The organism is Phocaeicola massiliensis B84634 = Timone 84634 = DSM 17679 = JCM 13223 (genome assembly GCF_000382445.1).
Lineage (GTDB): Bacteria > Bacteroidota > Bacteroidia > Bacteroidales > Bacteroidaceae > Phocaeicola > Phocaeicola massiliensis.
The window spans coordinates 1,952,495-1,972,456 of sequence record NZ_KB905472.1 but is presented as its reverse complement, the minus strand read 5'-3'; the positions used below and the strand labels follow the sequence as shown (position 1 = coordinate 1,972,456).

The 19,962-nt window shown below is 36.4% G+C and carries 14 protein-coding genes; all 14 read left to right on the top strand.

All coding sequences use genetic code 11. The features are described from left to right. Window positions 1–8: 8 nt before the first annotated feature. The 14 genes from HMPREF1534_RS10690 (at window position 9) to HMPREF1534_RS10755 (ending at window position 19,960) form a co-directional block, all read left to right on the top strand. Entirely contained in the window at window positions 9–2,126 is a 2,118-nt protein-coding gene (locus HMPREF1534_RS10690; protein WP_005939593.1) for an AIPR family protein, read from the top strand. Between the two features lie 10 nt (window positions 2,127–2,136). After that, entirely contained in the window at window positions 2,137–3,129 is a 993-nt protein-coding gene (locus HMPREF1534_RS10695) for an HD domain-containing protein (protein WP_005939591.1), read from the top strand. Next, window positions 3,126–4,931, top strand: coding sequence for an ORC-CDC6 family AAA ATPase (locus tag HMPREF1534_RS10700; RefSeq protein WP_005939589.1), 1,806 nt, complete (start codon window positions 3,126–3,128; stop codon window positions 4,929–4,931). Before HMPREF1534_RS10695 ends, HMPREF1534_RS10700 begins: the two co-directional genes overlap by 4 nt. A gap of 3 nt (window positions 4,932–4,934) precedes the next feature. Continuing rightward, on the top strand, window positions 4,935–5,894 hold the full coding sequence (locus HMPREF1534_RS10705) for a hypothetical protein (protein ID WP_005939588.1): 960 nt from the start codon (window positions 4,935–4,937) through the stop codon (window positions 5,892–5,894). Between the two features lie 113 nt (window positions 5,895–6,007). Next, the gene (locus HMPREF1534_RS20840; protein WP_225694327.1) at window positions 6,008–6,202 is read left to right on the top strand and encodes a hypothetical protein; all 195 of its coding nucleotides are present in this window, start codon (window positions 6,008–6,010) and stop codon (window positions 6,200–6,202) included. A 28-nt stretch (window positions 6,203–6,230) separates the two neighbouring features. Further along, the gene (locus HMPREF1534_RS10715; RefSeq protein WP_005939586.1) at window positions 6,231–6,740 is read left to right on the top strand and encodes a very short patch repair endonuclease; all 510 of its coding nucleotides are present in this window, start codon (window positions 6,231–6,233) and stop codon (window positions 6,738–6,740) included. A gap of 27 nt (window positions 6,741–6,767) precedes the next feature. Beyond that, window positions 6,768–7,790 (top strand): virulence RhuM family protein, encoded by a 1,023-nt coding sequence (locus tag HMPREF1534_RS10720; RefSeq protein ID WP_005939584.1) that lies wholly within the window; start codon window positions 6,768–6,770, stop codon window positions 7,788–7,790. A gap of 589 nt (window positions 7,791–8,379) precedes the next feature. Then, window positions 8,380–8,610, top strand: a complete 231-nt coding sequence (locus HMPREF1534_RS10725) for a helix-turn-helix transcriptional regulator (protein ID WP_005939582.1) — start codon at window positions 8,380–8,382, stop codon at window positions 8,608–8,610. Next, the gene (locus HMPREF1534_RS10730; protein ID WP_005939580.1) at window positions 8,585–11,833 is read left to right on the top strand and encodes a helicase-related protein; all 3,249 of its coding nucleotides are present in this window, start codon (window positions 8,585–8,587) and stop codon (window positions 11,831–11,833) included. The genes HMPREF1534_RS10725 and HMPREF1534_RS10730 overlap by 26 nt, the downstream gene beginning before the upstream one ends. A gap of 3 nt (window positions 11,834–11,836) precedes the next feature. Further along, complete coding sequence (locus HMPREF1534_RS10735; protein WP_005939578.1) at window positions 11,837–12,649, top strand: abortive infection family protein; 813 nt, start codon at window positions 11,837–11,839, stop codon at window positions 12,647–12,649. Further along, window positions 12,649–13,329, top strand: coding sequence for a DUF4391 domain-containing protein (locus tag HMPREF1534_RS10740; RefSeq protein ID WP_005939576.1), 681 nt, complete (start codon window positions 12,649–12,651; stop codon window positions 13,327–13,329). Before HMPREF1534_RS10735 ends, HMPREF1534_RS10740 begins: the two co-directional genes overlap by 1 nt. A 2-nt stretch (window positions 13,330–13,331) precedes the next feature. After that, window positions 13,332–15,233, top strand: coding sequence for a site-specific DNA-methyltransferase (locus tag HMPREF1534_RS10745; RefSeq protein ID WP_005939574.1), 1,902 nt, complete (start codon window positions 13,332–13,334; stop codon window positions 15,231–15,233). 38 nt (window positions 15,234–15,271) lie between these two features. Next, window positions 15,272–18,331: a type III restriction-modification system endonuclease gene (locus HMPREF1534_RS10750; RefSeq protein ID WP_005939572.1), complete on the top strand. Its 3,060-nt coding sequence runs from the start codon at window positions 15,272–15,274 to the stop codon at window positions 18,329–18,331. Window positions 18,332–18,346: 15 nt separating this feature from the next. After that, window positions 18,347–19,960, top strand: coding sequence for an ATP-dependent nuclease (locus tag HMPREF1534_RS10755; RefSeq protein ID WP_005939570.1), 1,614 nt, complete (start codon window positions 18,347–18,349; stop codon window positions 19,958–19,960). The last annotated feature ends 2 nt before the right edge of the window (window positions 19,961–19,962 follow it).

The following is a 19,962-nucleotide window of genomic DNA, read 5'->3' as shown; positions in this document are numbered from 1 at the left end:
GTTACACTATGGAGATTGAAGAATATAGAGCGCAATTTATTGATCAGCTTAGATTTGATGCCGATCACGAAGGAACAGAACCGGAAACTCAGTTTATTCTAAAAACATTAGAAGAACTGGAATCTATCGGGGAATTTAATGATCCGATGCCGATGTCTATTGAAATGAGAGGCAAGCGTGGTCGTATCATGGCTTTTGATGCTTATGCTTACGACGAAGCTGACAGTGCACTCATATTGATTGCAAGTGATTTTACCAATGAGCGTGATGCCGTAAACACGTTGACCAACACCCGCATCATGGATTTGTATACTCACATGTGCAATTTCCTTGACGAAGTTGTCAACGGCAAGATGAGTGACTATTGTGACGATTCCGATCCTGCCATTATTTTAGCAAAAGAATTTCGAAAGAAAATTGGCAAAGGAATGTTGGACACAGAGATTCTTCGCTTCAAGTTTTATATTATTTCTAACTCGATTCTTAGTAAACAGGTGAAGAACGTCTCTCAAGAAGATTTTCTTGAGAGACCGGTAGAGTTAAATATCTGGACGCTGGAACGGCTGTTCCAAACATTTATGTCCGATGCAAGTGAGATTGTTGAGTTTGATACAAAAGATTTTGATTGCGAGGGGATTCAATATCTAAAAGCAGATTTAGGAGATAGTAGCGACTATGATGCATATCTTGGAATTGTTCCAGGAAAGTTCTTGGCAGATATCTATTTGAAATATGGGAGTAAATTATTGCAAGGCAATGTGCGGGCTTTCCTGAATGTTCGTGGTAAGGTAAACAAGGGTATCCGAAATACTATCATTAATAGTCCAGAGAATTTCTTTACCTATAATAACGGCATTGCTATTGTTGCCCGTTCAATAGGTTTTTCTGCAGATAACACTCGAATTACTCATTTTAAGGATTTACAAATTATAAATGGTGGTCAGACAACCGCTTCGTTAGCTAATGCAATTATTCGCAAAGAGGACAAAAAAGGCATGGACAATTTGTTTGTTCCGATGAAGCTGACTGTGCTGAATGTGGACAACGATATGTCGGAGGAAGATGTTGAACGTTATAACAATATTACTAAAACAATCTCAAAATGTGCTAATTGCCAAAATCCTGTTTCGGATGCCGATTTTTTCTCTAATCACCCATTCCATGTAATGATGGAGAAACTATCGCAAAAGGTTCTTGCTCCTCCTGTTGCCGGCAAACCATATCAGACTCGTTGGTTCTACGAGCGTTCTCGTGGAAAATGGGAACAGGAACAAATGAAACTTACACAAGCGCAACGAAAAACCTTCTGCGAGAAAAGTCCGAAAAATCAGGTTGTCAAGAAGGAAAAGCTGGCGAAATGTTTGAATACTATTCGTATGAATCCTCACCAGGTTTGTCAAAGCTCTGCCATCAACTTCAATCGTTTTGCGGATTATGTTGAAGAACTTTATGATAAATCAAAGGATAGTATTAATGAGGTGTTCTTTAAGAAAGGAATCTGCTCCGTCATTATGTTTGATGAATTGGACGTAATGATCAATAAGTCCGAATGGTATCCTAAAGGAGGAGATAAAGCTCAGATTGTGCCATACACAATTGCAAAACTGATATCAATTTTGCCAAAGGATGCCGATCTTGACTGGGTTACGATTTGGAATAAACAGACACTGTATCCGGCTCTTGCAAATGAGTTGATTCGTTTAGCTTTTGATACACAGAAGTTTTTGACAAAACAAGCTGGTGGAGGCCTTGTTAGAACGATATCCAGAACGCTTGCAGTTTGGGATGACTATAAGAAAGTTCCGTTTGAACTCTCTGACGAATTTATTAAATCCCTTGTTTCCCAAAAGGAGATTAAAACAACAGAAGCTGCTGCTAAACGAGTGCACAAATTCAATTCAAACATTGAAGTAAGCGTTGAGATATTTAATTTGGGTGCTGACTATTGGATGAGGGTTTATAACGAACTTTTAAAAGAAAATGTTCTCCCGTACGGAGACCTTGATTTTATTAAGTCTATTGCAACTAGATTTATAGCTAAAATGGTTCTTCCTTCGTCTGCCCAATGTAAGAGACTCTTGAAGATTGTCAGCAATGTTGAAGATAAGGGATATGTAATGCCGTAAATAATGTAAAATGAATTTAGAAGAATATTTTGAAACAAAAAACAGTCAGGATTTTCCATCGGAAAAAGACTATGTTGCTATATATCGCACTTTTAAACAGTTTATGAATTCAGAGATCCATAATGAAGTTAAAGCGATTACTACAAGACTGGATAATACTGTGTATCTGAATGATCACAGTGCTAATCATGTAAAAATGGTTATGGTTAAAGTATCTTCCATACTGAAAGATTGTTCATACCTTACTCCATATGAATGCTTTATACTATTGGTCGCGATTCAAATTCATGATGCGGGACATATCTTTAATGGCAGAGACGGTCATGAAAAATCTGGCAGATATCTTCTGGAAAATTTAAACGTTGATACAATTGAGAGAAAAATTATTGGGGATATAGCTAAAGCGCATTCAGGCAAAAATGATCCGATTGGAAATTTGCCATACAAGACCTCTATCTCGGGGCATGATGTGAGAATCCGTGAACTAGCAGCTTTGTTAAGATTTGGTGATGAACTTGCGGATGAAAACAGTCGTGCGTCTTCTTACTTGCTAAAAAAGGACTTAATACCTGAGGATAGCAAATTGTATCATGCTTTCTCTGAAAGTTTGTACAACTTCAATCCAGATAAAGAAAGTCATTGTATTCAGATGGGCTTTTCTCTCACTAAGAATCAAGTTCAAAATAGATATAAGAAAGGTGAGTCTTCTATTTATTTGTTGGATGAAATATATACAAGAACATTCAAGACATTCCAGGAATGTTTGTACTATAATCGTTTTGTTAGCTATGAGTATCAATTCCATTCGATTATTATTTCTATAGAATTTATAGATGAAGGGTTTGAACCTTTCTTTGATACAATATCTTATCGTATAGAGGAAAAGGGATATCCAACGTTATCAATAAATAATGTTTTTGAGTATTGTGGGGCACAATTAGAACGAAGTAACAACAAATTAACAGGTGATTATGTTCATCAATGTGTAAATAGTTCATTATGAAAGAAAATCCATTTGAAATAAAGACTCCAGAACAGAACTCCGCTCAGGATGTTGTCGATTTATTTGTTGATGTTTTTCCTGACTTTTATCAAGTATTAGAAAAAGGACATACATTTATTAATGGTCCAAGAGGTTCAGGTAAAAGTATGATGTTCCGCTACATACAACCAGATTGTCAGTGTTTAGCCAAGCATTGCCAAATATCTGAGCTGGATTATTTTGCTGTATACGTTCCTATAAAACTAACAAATATAAATATTCCTGACTTGGCACGCCTTGAGACTCATGCCGAAATTATATTAAATGAGCACTTGTTAACGACATACGTAATGTCTAATGTGTATAAGTCGGTTGGATGCTATTTGGGGAATATATTAAATGATTATAAAGAGCAGATATGGCAATATTATAATACTGATTTTCGGGATGTTCTTTCTTACTGCGGTGTTAACAACATTGTTGAATTACCAAACGATACAGACAAGGATGGACTAACAATGATGGAGTTAATGGCAAAAGAGGTAGAACGGATAAATCGTTCCTGTCGAATCTATTGCAATAAAATAGCTTTGTCAAAAGATACTTCTATTCCATATGATGGACCAATTGTTGATTTCATAGATTTTATGAAACCACTACTTGTGTCTTTAAAATCTTTACCATTTTTTCCTCAAGATAAACCTTTGTATATTTTGATTGACGATGCTGGCTATCTAAATGTGGCTCAAACAAAGGTGTTGAACACTTGGGTGTCATATCGCACAACAAAAGACATATGTTTTAAGATCTCTACCCAGTTAGATTATAAAACACATTTGACGAATAACGAGAAAAGAATAGACGCACCTCATGATTATTCTGAGATAAACATTTCTACAGTTTATTCAAGTAGTAAAAGTAAGTATAATGAACGACTTCAAGAAATTGTTAAGAAAAGACTAAAGAGATATTTGCACCTTGATATTGAGACAAAAGATTTCTTTCCAGAGGATAAAGAACAAGAGCTAAAGATTCAAGAGATATATAATCAGATGTTGATAGATTATGCAGATCCTGAGAAAAAATATGCAGGTGGGGATGCAGCAAGACGCTATGCAAGACCTGAATATATAACACGGTTGCAACAGAATCATAAAGCAGGCTCTACATATAGCTATGCTGGTTTTGATCAACTTGTAGCTGTGTCTTCTGGTATTATTCGACATTTCTTAGCTCCTGCGCAAGAAATGTATTCGTTAGCAATTACAGAACTTGGAGCAAATGAAGATAATATTACCAGCATCAAACCTTCTATTCAAGATGAAGTTATAAAAAAATACTCCAACAACTATTTGGTTGGTGAGTTTGAAAAACTTAAAAAAGATATTGACAATAATAACACTAGGCAAATACAATTGGAAAAATTATATCGAATGATAGACTCTTTGGGACAATTATTTCATTTGCAGCTTACTTCTAATTCCTCAGAAAGAAGAGTGTTCTCTGTGGCAATTACAGATACTCCAGATGACGAAATGAATGAAATAATTGACATGGGAGAACAGCTGGGTTATTTCCATAAAAGTACAATTGGAAATAAAACAGGTACTGGAAGAAACCGCTTAATCATATTAAGTAGAATTTTGGCACCTCATTTCAAGTTGGATGCTACAAGTTTTGCCGGTTACAAGTTTATGGATAGCGCCAAATTGAGAATGGCAATGATTGATACTAAGAGATTTTTAGCACAGTTTAAATTTACCGAAGATGACAGTTCTTCGGCTACTCAATTACTATTGTTTGACGGTAATAATCCTATTTAAGATATGAAAAAAATATTAATAAACAGTATAGATAAAGAGATAGTTAACGATTCTTTGTTTATTTGTAGTTCAAGTTTTGAGAAAAGATGTTTAATAATACCTAATGAGATTTCCAAGAATGAATCTATTGAGGCTGTTATTTGCTACTTTCCAAATAACTATACAGAAACAGAGAAGAATGCTGAGAGTTTAAAAGAACTATTCATAGGACGATCTTCTATCATAGAACTCTCTCTTGAGAATCCGTTGGATAATTATGATAATTTGTTTGATGCAATAACAACAAGCAAAAAAGAACACCTATATGTTGATGTATCAACATTTACTAGAGAAACATTGTTGATAATAATAAAAATCTTATCCTCTTCAATAGTTGAATTTACTGATATACATCTGTGTTATTGTCCGTCGAGTAGATACTCATCCTATGAAGAGGGTACTTCGTTACCTTGGCTTAGTAAAGGGGTAAGGACAATACGTTCTGTTGTTGGCTATTCTGGCGATATGTCACCAATAAAGGATTTGTTACTAATTATATTAGTCGGTTTTGAATATGAACGTGCTCAAACATTGATAGAGGTTTTCGAGCCTAGTAAGTTATATTTAGGTATGGCTTCGCCAACAGAAAGTCATAATGAATCTCTAAGCGAAATTAATCGTTCGAATTTCGAAAAATTACTTGAAAAAAATTCTCGAGCTTCAAATTTTCAATTCTCATGTAAAAATCTGGAGCAAAATATCAAAGAAATTGGTAAGATTGTTGACGAGAATAGGAAAGATTATAATATAGTAATCAGTCCAATGAACAATAAACTATCAACTCTTTCTATAGCGGCTATTGCTCAGAAATATCCTGATGTGCAAATTTGTTACGCTTTAGCAAATCAGTATAATACTGAATCCTATTCGAATCCGGAAGATTATATATATATGCTACCAATCGATGAAATAATAAAAAAATGAAATGAAAATCATCAATAAACGTTGCATAAATTAGGAACATTATTTTGTGCAATATCTTTCAAGTAGCATTCGTCAAATACAATGAACGTTGTCCGGATGAACAAGCCGAAAAAATGGCTAATTTGACAAAATATGGTACTTACAATACGAAACATATATGGATGTTAAGGTACGGGATGTCATTTGAAGATATTGAATTGTTAGAAGACTATATTGAATCAATTGATGAACGAGGAATAATAGTAATGCAAGAATTCTCGAATCTTCCACAAAAAGTAAAGGGATGTATAGATAGATTTGTAGAATAATAGATAACTGTCAGTAATATGTTAATAAATGGATAAATTGACCAAGGAACAGCGTCATCGTTGCATGTCTGCGATAAAGGGCAAGAACACAAAACCGGAATTATTGGTGAGAAAGTTCTTGTTCGGCCGTGGCTTTCGGTATAGGTTGAATCACCCACGTCTTCCCGGACATCCCGACTTGGTTTTACGCAAATACAGAACTGTTATTTTCGTAAACGGCTGTTTCTGGCATGGTCACGAAGGATGCAAATATTATGTTCTACCAAAGACAAATGTTGAATTTTGGAAGAATAAAATTGAGCGTAATCGGAGTAGAGATATAGAGGAACGGCAACAGCTAACTTCAATGGGTTGGCATTGTATTACCGTTTGGGAATGTCAGTTGAAACCGAAAGTCTGCCAACAGACTTTAGAGGCTTTAGAATACATGCTTTACCATATTTATCTTGAGGATAGAAGAATCAAATCATATGAGACAACTGAAGAAGAATATAGCATGGTGGCAGAACCCGTTGAAAGTTATGGCAAATCGAAATGAATAATTGCGAAGGTGATAATCTAAATTATGGCAAAGAATATAGAAATACGAAATAGTACGGCTGAGTTTCTCATCTTTTTGCTTGAAGGCAAGGAGGATGGGATTCAGGTGATGTATAAGGATGAAACCATTTGGGCAACGCAAAAGGCAATGGCGCAGCTTTTTGATTGCTCTACTGACAATATTGGACTGCACTTAAAAAATATATTTGCATCCGGGGAACTTGTCAAGGATTCAGTTACCGAGAAAAACTCGGCAACTGCCGCAGACGGGAAGAATTATCAAACGATGTTCTATAATCTTGATGCCATTATCAGTGTTGGATATAGAGTCAACTCGGTTCGTGCCACTCAGTTCCGGCAGTGGTGTACGTTTGTACTCCGTCAGTTTGCCATCCGTGGATATGTACTTGATCATAAGCGAATGGAGAACGGGGCTTTCTTAGGTGTAGATTACTTTGAACATTTGCTTGCCGAAATAAGGGAGATAAGGCTGAGTGAGCGTCGTTTTTATCAGAAACTGACCGATATTTATGCTACGGCTATAGACTATAACAAAGATGCTCCGACAACCCGTCTTTTCTTCAAGAAGGTACAGAACAAAATGCACTATGCTGTGCATGGGCATACTGCTGCGGAGTTGATAGTCGAACGAGCCGATGCGAATAAGGAACACATGGGATTGACCACTTGGGAAAACGCTCCGAATGGAAAAATTGTCAAAACAGATGTGTCTGTAGCAAAGAACTATTTGCGAGAAAAAGAATTAGAAGAAATGGGTAGGATAGTCAATGCGTCGCTTGATATGGCAGAAAGTATGGCTATGCGTCATATACCTATGACAATGGAAGATTGGGCAAAGCAAATAGACAAATTCATTAATTTATTTGAGAGCCCGATATTACAGGATAGCGGAAAGGTTTCTGCCGAATATGCCAAAGAGTTTGCTGAATCAGAGTTTGAAAAGTACAGGATCATTCAAGACCGTCTTTTTCAATCTGACTTTGATAGATTTGAAGATAATAGTCTTCCTGCATTGGATATTGAATAATTATAATGTCATTTTGAGATTGGCAAAATCGCCTTTGGGATATGGCAGATTCATGTCGTTAAATTGGCAAGTGTTCGGACAATAGTTCTGTGTTCATCATCTAGTATCTGCATTTATGGTGACCGATGTTACTCCAGTATACCACTTAAAAGCAAGAAAAGAGTTCACATAAGAGTTCATAAAAGAACCAGTAGGGTTCATAAAAGAGTTCGTAAAAGCACTACTGAAATACACCCCCAAACCGCAATAATGCCAAATTCAGCTTGCAGAGGATTGGCAAAGTCTCACGAGCGATTTATCGCTTGGGGTATTAGGCTCTTACCTTTATAATACTATATAAGCACTTTAATATTAGACTGTTACTATGGATATAAAAATTTATTAGTAACAAATAAGTAACAAAAATCTATTGTTGTAAAAAAGTTTGTAGCTAAAGAAAAAAGGTGCTTAATTATAAAGCACCAACTATTCTGTGAATTGAGTGATTGTTTTTTTTAGGGTGATATTTGTGATAAAAATAGCATGATTCATCTTATAGGTCCATATTTATTATTATCTTTGCGTATAACGCAAAGAAATTGAGAGAACAATGGCCGATATTAATAGATTAAAAGTTGTTTTAGTAGAGAAGAAGAGAACTAGTAAGTGGTTGGCTTCCGAGTTAAAGAAAGATCCTGCAACCGTATCTAAATGGTGTACGAATACTTCACAACCAGATTTACAGACTCTGACTAGGATTGCTTTTTTGTTAGGTGTTGAAGTCCGAGATTTGATTAATAAGAACGAGGATATCTATGAGAGCTCCGAAACAATTCAATAATATAACAGAACGTGTTATAGATGATTTGAAACAGGTATTGTCATCGGGCAATAGTCAAATCTCTATAGCGGCAGCCAGCTTTTCCATCTATGCTTATGAAGCCTTGAAGGAAGAACTGGAAAAGGTGGACTGTGTAAACTTTATTTTTACTTCACCGACATTCTATACGGATAAGTCCGAAAAGCAAAAAAGAGAATTCTATATTCCTAAATTAAATCGGGAAAGGAGTCTTTTCGGATCTGATTTTGAAATAAGGCTTCGAAACCAGCTTACTCAACGAGCCATAGCACGGGAATGTGCAGACTGGATTCGCAGAAAAGCACGATTCAAGACCAACATCACTCACGGCTCCATGAATACCTTCCTCAACATAAGGGAAGGTGAAGAAACCTATACTTATATGCCTTTTAACGAGTTTACCACTACCGAACTCGGGCTTGATAGAGGAAACAACATCTGCCCGATGGTGGTAGGTATGCCCGGTCATAGTTCTACAGATATGTTTCTGAAGAATTTTGCCGAGCTCTGGAAGGACAAAGAGAAGTTCCAGGATGTGACAGATAATGTTATAGAAAATATCGAAACCGTTTATAAGGAGAATGCACCAGCTTTTATCTATTTCATTACGTTATACAATATCTTCAATGAGTTTTTAGAAGACATCAGTGAGGATGTATTACCTAATGAAGCTACAGGATTCAAAAGTAGTGTTATATGGAATAAACTGTATAATTTCCAGCGTGATGCATCATTGGCAATCATAAACAAACTGGAAAAATACAACGGGTGTATTCTTGCTGATAGTGTGGGATTGGGAAAAACATTTACGGCTCTTTCAGTTATCAAGTATTACGAAAACCGAAACAGAAATGTATTGGTTCTTTGTCCCAAAAAGTTGAACGACAACTGGCAGACATTCCGCTCCAACTATAAAAATAATCCGGTATTGGCAGACCGTTTGCGTTATGACATTCTGTTTCATTCTGACCTGTCAAGGGATAAAGGTTTGAGTAATGGACTTGACTTGGAACGGGTGAACTGGGGAAATTATGATTTGATTGTAATAGATGAAAGCCATAATTTCCGCAATGGCGGTCGGTTTGATAATGAGGATGAAGATGATGATTTCAAGGAAAACCGTTATGCCCGGCTGATGAATAAAGTTATACGCAGTGGTGTAAAGACTAAAGTGCTGATGCTTTCCGCTACACCGGTAAACAACCGTTTCAGTGATTTGAAAAATCAGCTGCAACTTGCGTATGAAGGAAAGGCCGAGAATATAAATGATTTGCTTGATACCGGAAAGAGTATAGATAGTATTTTCAGAGATGCACAGACTGTTTATTCTAAATGGGCAAAATTGTCTCCGGAAAAGAGAACAACAGAGAAACTGGTAGATTCATTAAGTTATGATTTTTTCCAGTTGCTTGATGCAGTTACCATAGCCAGAAGCCGAAGCCATATCATCAAGTATTACAACACGAATGATGTGGGCAAATTTCCTGAACGTTTGTCACCAATATCACGCAGACCTAAGCTTACGGATTTGAACGATGCTATTACTTTTGCGGATATAGCAGAAATGCTTAACAGATTGAATCTTTCCATATATACACCTTCTCTATTTATTTTTGAGAGTGAAAAAGGCAATTATGGAATAGATTATGAAGGCGAGGGCCTTACTGTAGATGGCCGTGAAAAAGGTATTCGGAAATTGATGGCTATCAACCTGTTGAAGCGTCTGGAAAGTAGCGTAAACTCTTTCCGTCTGACTTTGACAAGAATTCGTGATTTTATAAATGATTCTATTACTGCTATTGATAAATTCCAGGAAAGCGGTGCAGGAACAGTGGATGTAACTGATTTTTCAGAGGATTTTGATACTGAAGATAATGAAAATGATCCGTTTGTAGGCCGTAAATCAAAAATCAATCTCCGGGATATGGACTATGTAAGTTGGAGACGTGATTTGAAGGCTGACCTGGATGTGCTGGAATTGCTTATCCTTATGTTGAAGGATATTACACCGGAGCATGATACGAAACTGCAACAGCTGGTAGCAGACTTGAAAAACAAGTTTGAACATCCAATCAATGGTAGCAATAAGAAAGTGCTGATTTTTACAGCATTTGCCGATACAGCTAATTATCTGTATGAACAGCTTTCCGGCAGGATTCTGAACGATTGTGGACTGCATACAGCTCTGATAACCGGCAGTACGGAAGGGAAATGTTCTTTGCCGAAACTGAAATGTACGTTCAATGATATATTAACCTACTTCTCTCCTTTGTCAAAAGACCGTGATGCCATTCATCCGAATGATACAAGGGAAATAGATTTACTGATTGCTACCGACTGTATCAGTGAAGGACAGAACTTGCAAGACTGTGATTATCTGATTAACTACGATATACACTGGAATCCTGTACGCATCATTCAGCGTTTTGGCCGAATAGACCGTATCGGAAGCAAGAACGATGTGATCCAATTGGTGAATTACTGGCCGGATATGGAACTGGATGATTACATCAAGCTGAAAGGTCGTGTAGAAAGTAGAATGAAGGCAACAGTCATTACCAGTACAGGGGATGATAATCTATTATCAGCTAATGAAAAAGGCGATTTGGAGTACCGTCGCAACCAATTGAAGAAATTGCAGAATGAAGTGGTAGATATTGAGGATATGGATACAGGTGTCAATATCATGGATTTGGGACTGAATGAGTTTCGTCTGGATTTATTGGCTAATCTGAAAGAGCATCCCAATATGGATTTGACACCTTTTGGTATGAGTGCGGTGGTCAGTGCGTCAGAACTAGTAGAACCGGGCGTGATGTATGTGTTGAAGAATAAGAATAACGGTGTGAACATTGACCGTTCCAATCTGTTGCATCCGTTCTACATGGTTTATCTTTCGCATACCGGAACCGACATCTGCGATCATCTGTCACCTAAAAAACTGTTGGATAAGATGCGTTATGCCTGCAAGGACAAGACCGAACCGGATAAGACGCTTTGTAAGCAGTTCAACAAGGAAACACGTGATGGAAAGAATATGCGTCATTACAGTGACTTGCTGCAATCGGCCATAGAGAGTATTATCACAGTGAAAGAAGAGAGTGATATAGAAAGTCTTTTCTCTGTAGGTGAAACAAGTGCTTTGACCTATAACATTAAAGGACTGGATGATTTTGAATTGATTTGTTTTTTAGTAATAAAGTAATTTATGAGTATATCAAATATTGAAATAGGAACATTTCTTAATTTTTTTAATAGAGGAGGATATGTATTGGATTTCTCTACCGTAGATTTTGATACTTTTACTCATGAAAGTATAGGGGTTCCTCTTTGTGAGACATATAAAATGTCAAAAGGAAAATCATTAGTAGCATATGTAAAACAAGCATCACAACAAGATATAATAAAGTTGTTTAATGATCTGATGGCACATTATGAATTATCTCCTCAAAAAGAGAACGATGAGCAATATCAGAAAAAATATGCAGATGCATATGTAAAATGCCGTTCGATTCTGGATCGAATAAATACCAATACGATAGCGGATATTGAATCACAAAAACTTAAAGAAGTTTTTAATAGTGATTATATATCTTCCCAAATTGACTTGATGGTAAAAATGCAAGATGATAACCCGACAGAAGCAATAGGTAAGGCTAAAGAGTTGATAGAGAGTTGTTGTAAAACCATATTAGAAAAAGAAGGACATATTATTGAAAAAGATTGGGATATGACACGATTAGTGGATGAAACTTTTAAGTTGTTTGGTATTATGCCTAAACAAATATCAGATGATGCCAAAGGTGCTAAATCCATTAAACAAGTGTTAGGAAACTTGAAAGCCATAGCACAAGGTATATCTGAGTTAAGAAACCTATATGGCAGTGGTCATGGAAAATCAAGTTCTTTTACAGGACTTGAGCCAAGGCACGCAAGTCTTGCTGTTGGAAGCAGTGTGACATTAGTAAGGTTTTTATGGGATTCATATGTACGTTACAAACATATTAGCGACATAGGATAATGGATAATATACTGAGTTTTCCTATTTCAACAATAGTCAATAAGCTTGTGCCAAAGAATGCGTTTTATGGAAGAAGCAGTGATTCTTCCTTACGAGAATTTCTGACACAGGAGTTTGAAGGTATTGTCTGGCTGTATAAACTTGCACCTGCTACACTCAATGTAGAGGATGGTGAATATGTGCATGAGATTGATGTGTTCTATTGCAGGATGAAAGAAGGCAAATATAATATTAAGCCTTTCAGTGTAATGGATGAATTGCTGCCACGACATACTATTTTCATTATTGAGTACGCTGGAAAGTTTGATTTACTGATGCACCATAAAGAAATGTCAGTTGTTCATGGAGAACAGAAATGGAAGTGTGGTGTTGGCGAATTGAAACGGGATATACGAATTGATGCTGATACGCTGAATATACAGGGACAGTCTATGGATGCCGTTTATAACGGTTTGCTCAGTCAAATATCAGGATTATCCGCATCTACAAAAGAAGAATATAAAGAACAGGTTGATGTACGTAAACAGATAGAAAGTATTCAGAAACAGATTATGACACTGAAAAAAAGAATAAAGGCTGAAAAGCAGTTTAATCGACAAATGGAATTGAATACAGAGGTGCGTCAACTAAGGAAAGAAATAACATTACTAACTGGCAAATTAAAAAAGAATAATATATAATTATGAAACCCAATAAATTAGAATTGAGTTCAGTTGACAGAACACAACTGAATTTGGAAGCTCTCTATCAGATAGCACCATCCTGTTTTACGGAAGTAAAGGATGATAAAACCGGTGAGTTACGTCATGTGGTAAATTTCAAGACTTTGCGTCAATTGCTTGGCGATAATGCAGTGGAAGATGCGGATGAAATGTATCAGTTTACCTGGCCGGGAAAACAAGAAGCTCGCCGGGAAGCTGCTCGTCCTACCACAAAGACTTTACGTCCGGTGGTAGAGGATAGCGTGGATTGGGATAACACACAAAATCTGTATATTGAAGGTGATAATTTGGAGGTATTGAAGTTACTTCAAAAGTCATATATGGGTAAAGTAAAGATGATTTATATTGACCCTCCTTATAATACAGGTAATGATTTTGTGTATGATGATGATTTTGCAGCTTCACAGGATGATTATGATTTATTTGCTGGAAATATAGATGAACTAGGAAATCGTTACAGAAAGAATACAGAAACCAATGGTCGTTTTCACTCAGATTGGTGTTCGATGATGTATTCTCGTTTAATGGTAGCTCGTTCTTTGTTGACTGAGGATGGAGTGATTTTTATTTCAATAGATGATAATGAACAGAAAAATCTAAAGAATATTTGTGATGAAATATATGGAAGTACAAATTTTCTTGCACAAGTAATATGGGAAAGAGCCTTTTCGCCTATTAATTTGATGAAGCATTTTTCTCCTTCGCATGATTATATTTTAGTCTATGCAAAAAATGGAGAGAATGCGGTATGTAATGGAATAAAAAGAAGTGAAGAAGCAAATGATCGTTATTCTAATCCGGATAATGATCCAAGAGGGGTATGGTCTTCAAGTGATATATCTGTTGGACCTGCAATTCAAGAGAATGTATATACAATTACGACCCCTTCGGGGCGTGAAGTAGAGCCTCCAGCTGGGCGCAGCTGGAGTCTCTCTCGGAAAGCTTTCCGAGAGAGACTCCAAGATAATCGTATTTGGTTTGGTCCAGATGGCAATGGCGTTCCTAGAATAAAACGTTTTCTTTCAGAATTACGAAAAACTGGTGTTACTCCAATGACTATCTGGAAGCATACTGAAGTAGATCATTCACAAGGAGCAACCCAGAAATTGGCAAAACTGTTTGATGGAAAAAAGTATTTTGATTATCCGAAGCCTGTTACTTTAATTCAGCGTTGTATATCTTTGTATAGTAATAAGGATTCATTGATATTAGATTTTTTTTCTGGTAGTGCTACTACTGCTCATGCCGTAATGCAGCTAAATGCAGAGGATTGCGGCAATCGTAAATATATAATGGTTCAACTTCCAGAGGAAACGCCTGAAGACAGTGAAGCTCGTAAAGCAGGCTATAACACAATTCCAGAAATAGCCAAAGAACGTATCCGTCGGGCTGGAAAGAAAATCAAGGAAGAATCTCCATTGACAACACAAAATCTTGACACTGGTTTTCGTGTATTCCGCTTGGCTGACAGTAATTTTGAGGAAGTAAAGAAAGCTCCGGCGGAATACAACCAATCGCAGCTTGACCTTTTCCTTAATAACGTTAAGAGTGACCGTACAGACCTTGACCTTTTGTTTGGAGCTATGCTCAGTTGGGGTGTACAACTATCTTTGCCTATGACCAGTGAAGAAGTGGATGGAAAGATGATTTATTCGGTAAACGATGGTGACCTTGTAGCTTGCTTTGCAGATGATATTACGGAAAATATCGTAAGAGCCATGGCTGACAAACAACCGCTCCGTGTATTGTTCCGTGACAGCTGCTTTGCCCGTGACGATGCAAAAATCAATGTGTTCGAAACCCTGAAACAGTTGCTGGACTGGAGCGAGGAAGAAGCTATGAAGAATATCAAGGTTATCTAAAAAAGAGGTTTTCACAAAGTTGTTAAGAGGAATTATTTATGAAACTTAAATATAAACATCAACGCTTTCAGGTTGATGCAGCTAAAAGTGTGACAGATATATTTACCGGTCAGCAATATTGTGATAGTGCCGATTTTCTGATAGACCAAGGTAAGAATAAAGGAGTATTTGATTTGACTGGCTTTGGCAATCAGAAGTTGATGCTTGACCGGGAGTCAATCACGGAGAATCTGAGACAAATTCAGATGAACTGGGGACTTAAACCTGTTGAATATATGCAAGGGGATATTCAAAACCCGATGTTCACCATTGAAATGGAGACCGGTACCGGTAAGACTTATACATACATCAAGACAATGTACGAATTGAATAAACTGTATGGCTGGAATAAGTTTATCATAGTAGTGCCAAGTATCGCCATTCGTGAAGGTGTACAGAAAAGTTTTGAGACCATGCAGGAACACTTTGCCACAGAATATGGCAAACGTATCCAGTTCTTTGTCTATAACTCCAAGCAGCTTTCCAAAATAGATAGTTTCGCCAGCGATAGCGGACTCCACGTGATGATTATCAACACGCAGGCATTCAACAGTTCCATGAATGAGGATAAGAATCAGGAAGGACGTAGTGGTGATGCTGCTGCACGTATTATATTCTCCAGACGTGATGAGTTTGGTAGTCGCAGACCCATTGATATATTGGCTCAGACAAATCCTATTATGATTATTGATGAGCCGCAAAGTGTTCTTGGAGCAAATAAGTCAAACGCTACAAGAAAAGGGATTGCGAAGTTTCACCCTTTGTTCACTTTGCTTTATAGCGCAACACATAGGAAAGATGATGTGTACAATATGGTGTACAGACTGGATGCTATGGATGCTTATAACCGTAAACTGGTAAAGAAGATTGAAGTCAAAGGTATTTCACAGTTAGGTTCAACAGCTACAAATGGTTTTGTCTATTTGGATGAAATAGTTATAGGGAAAAGTAATCCGCAAGCCCGTATTTCGTTTGATGTAAAAACGGCCAATGGTTTCAAGCAAACGACTCGATTAGTTGGAGAAGGGTTTAACCTTTTTGAGCAAAGTGGTGAACTGGCTGAATACGATAATCATTTTATTGTTGAACGCATTGACGGTATAGATGGCTCTGTCCGTTTTCTGAATGGTATAACTCTTAATGAGGGTGATGCTATTGGAAAAGTAAATGAAGATGTGCTTCGCAGGATTCAGATACGTGAAACGATTCGTACTCATATTGCGAGAGAAAGAGAACTGTTTTCAAAAGGAATTAAAGTGCTTTCACTCTTCTTTATAGACCATGTAAACAGTTACCGCATTTATGACAAAGACGGTACTAGCAACGGTAAATTCGCAGATATGTTCGAGGAAGAATACAGGAATGTAATTCAGGAAATGCAGCCACGTTTCTCTGATGAAGAATATGTCCGATATCTGAATAAATTCTCAGCAGAAAAAGTACATCAGGGGTATTTTTCCCAAGATAAAAAGGGTATAGCCGTTGATTCAAAAGAAAAAGAGGGAGATAATGAAATTCGTGCATACGATTTGATTATGAAAAATAAGGAGCGGCTGTTGAGTTTTGAAGAACCGGTACGCTTTATTTTCTCCCACTCTGCCCTGAAAGAAGGTTGGGATAATCCAAATGTTTTTCAGATTTGCACATTGAAAGATACAGGCAGCGAAATAAAGAAACGCCAGGAAGTAGGGCGTGGTATGCGTCTTTGCGTAAACAAGAATGGTGAACGCCAGGATCAGGATGTATTGGGTGATGGTGTATTCGATGTTAATATCCTGACGGTGATAGCCAGTGAAAGCTATGAGCATTTTAGTAAGCAGCTTCAGAGTGAACTTGCAGAAGATGTTGCAGACAGACCTGTTCAGGTTACGGCTCATTTGTTTGAAGATATTGTAATGGTATCTTCAGATGGTAAGGAAATAAAGGTAAATCGTGAAATGGCATGTGAAATCCATGAGGAACTTATCAGTAATGGCTATGTAAAGAAAGGCAAACTTACTGAGAAGTATTTCAATGACAAGAAAGCCGGAGCTATTGATTTGGGAGAAGAACTGAATCCAATTAAAGCCGGAATACTTGGCAGACTTGATACCATCTTTAACCCGGATAGTATGAAACCGGACAATGCACGTAAGCCAAAAGTTGCCACATTTAGAGAAGATCTGTTCAAAGAAAAGTTCACAGAAGTCTGGAAACGTATCAATGTGAAGACTTACTATAAAGTAGATTTCAGTACAGATGAATTGATAAAGAAGGCTATAGAAAGCATTGACAAGCACTTGAGTGTTACAGAAATACGAATTGTAATAGAGGGTGGTAGCTTAGAAAATATTCGTGATAAGCAGTCTTTACAGGCTGGAGTGGCCATGACAGCAGGAAAGACACGTACAATCCGTGTTTCGGAGGCTGTTGGTAATAGTGTCCGCTATGATTTGGTAGGTGATTTGGTAAATGTAACAGGATTAACACGAAAAACCATAGTGGAAATATTAAAGGGTATAAAACCAACAACTTTTGCTCAGTTTAAGATGAATCCGGAAGAATTCATTATAAAGACTGGAAATATCATTAATGATGCCAAAGCTATAGCTGTTATCCAGAAAATAGCATACGAGCGTAGTACAAATACATACGATATGGATATTTTCACAGAAAGTACCATTAGAGGTAAATTGGGTATCAATGCTATGGAAAGTGCCAAATCTTTGTATGATATTGTAGTCGTCGATAGCCTAGGGACAGAGAAAAACTTTGCAGAAGCATTGGAAAAGGAAGATGCGGTGGAGGTATATACCAAATTGCCACGTGGATTCTATATTAATACCCCTATGGGGCATTATAATCCAGACTGGGCTGTAGCATTTAAGGAAGGCAGTGTAAAGCATATATATTTCATTGCGGAAACTAAAGGCAATGATTGGCAGGAATCACAGCTCAGAGGTTCTGAGGATGCAAAGATAGAATGTGCTCGCCGCCATTTTGCAGCGATAAGTGATAGTAAAGTGGTTTATGGAGTAGCAAAAGATTATCAAAGTTTATATAACCTTGTGACGAAATAATAATTTGTATAAAATATGATAGAACGAGTAATAATAAAAAATTATAAAGGCATAAAATCTGCTGATATTAAATTTCATGATTTTACTAATATTATTGTGGGTAATAATGGGGTTGGAAAATCTACAATTATTGAGGCAATGTCTTTAGCTTTAGGATACGGTCTAAATAGTTTAGAAGTTACTCCAAATCTGTTCCATCATTCTGTTTGGGAAGAGTTTAGAGAGACAAAGGAGTTACCTGAAATATATATTGAAGTTATATTCAAGACAAATCCAGAACTAGCGGAGTATTCAGGTAAGAATCATAGTTTACACCCAGAAGAATTGATAGGAATACATTTTTCCATATGTTTTGATGAAGATTATCGAGATCTTTTTGAATTAGAAAAGGTAGATTGTAAACATATACCTTGTGAATATTACAAAATAGAGCGTTACTGGTTTTCTGATGCACCTGTTAAGCAGTTTAATATACCTTATAATATACAATTGATAGATTCTACATCTGCATTTTTCAATTCTAGAACAAATCAATATATTACTAGAATTATTCAATCCAAGTTATCAGAGAAAGAAAATATAATGATAAAAAAGAAACTCAGAAAAATTAAACAAAACTTTGAAGAGGATGAAGATGTAATAGAAATTAATAGGTCATTATCTCTAAAAACCGAGAAAGTCAAGAAAGATTTCTCGATTTCTGTTGATTTAAACAGTAAATCTGCCTGGAATACTATTATGTGTCCTGTTTTAGAAGAGATTCCTTTTAATCAAATAGGACTTGGTGAACAATGTATCATCAAAACTCTTTTATCTATTGATAACAAGGAGAACAAGAAAGAGTCTATTGTTATAATAGAAGAGCCAGAATCACATCTATCACATACTAAGATGCATGAATTGTTGCAATATTTATCAGATAGAACAGAAGGGCAATTATTTGTAACTACTCATAGTAGTTTTGTTGCTAATCGATTAGAACTGAATAACCTTATTTTGATAGCTAATACAAATGGTGTAATTTCTGATAGTAGAATTAGTATTGCAGGAATTGACATTGATGTATATAAATACTTTTTTAAGACATGCAACTATCCAACTTTGCGTTTGACATTATGTAAAAAGGCTGTTTTAGTGGAAGGGCCAACTGATGAAATGTTGGTAACTTATTATTACAAGACTCAACGTAATAAGCACCCATTTGACGATGGTATAGAATTAATGAGTGTTACTGGGGTTGCATTTAAGCATTTTATCCAGTTAGCTAAATCATTAAATATTAAATTGGCAATTATTACAGACAATGATGGAAAATCTGAAGATGAAATAATTAATTTATATAATTCAGAAAAATCTGTTAATATTGGAGTCTTTACAGAAAAAGAAAGAACTTTAAATACATTGGAACCATCATTTGTGAACAAAAATATAACAAAACTGAATTCTTTATCTAAGGTCGTAAGGAAAAAAAAGGAGGCAGAAGAAACAAAAGAGAAATTAATAGAGTTCATGGAAAACAACAAAACGGAATGGGCTTACCGTTTACTTTCTTCATTAGATGAAGATAAGCATGAAATATTTAATGTTCCTGATTACATCACATCTGCTATATCATGGTTAAATGAGTAATA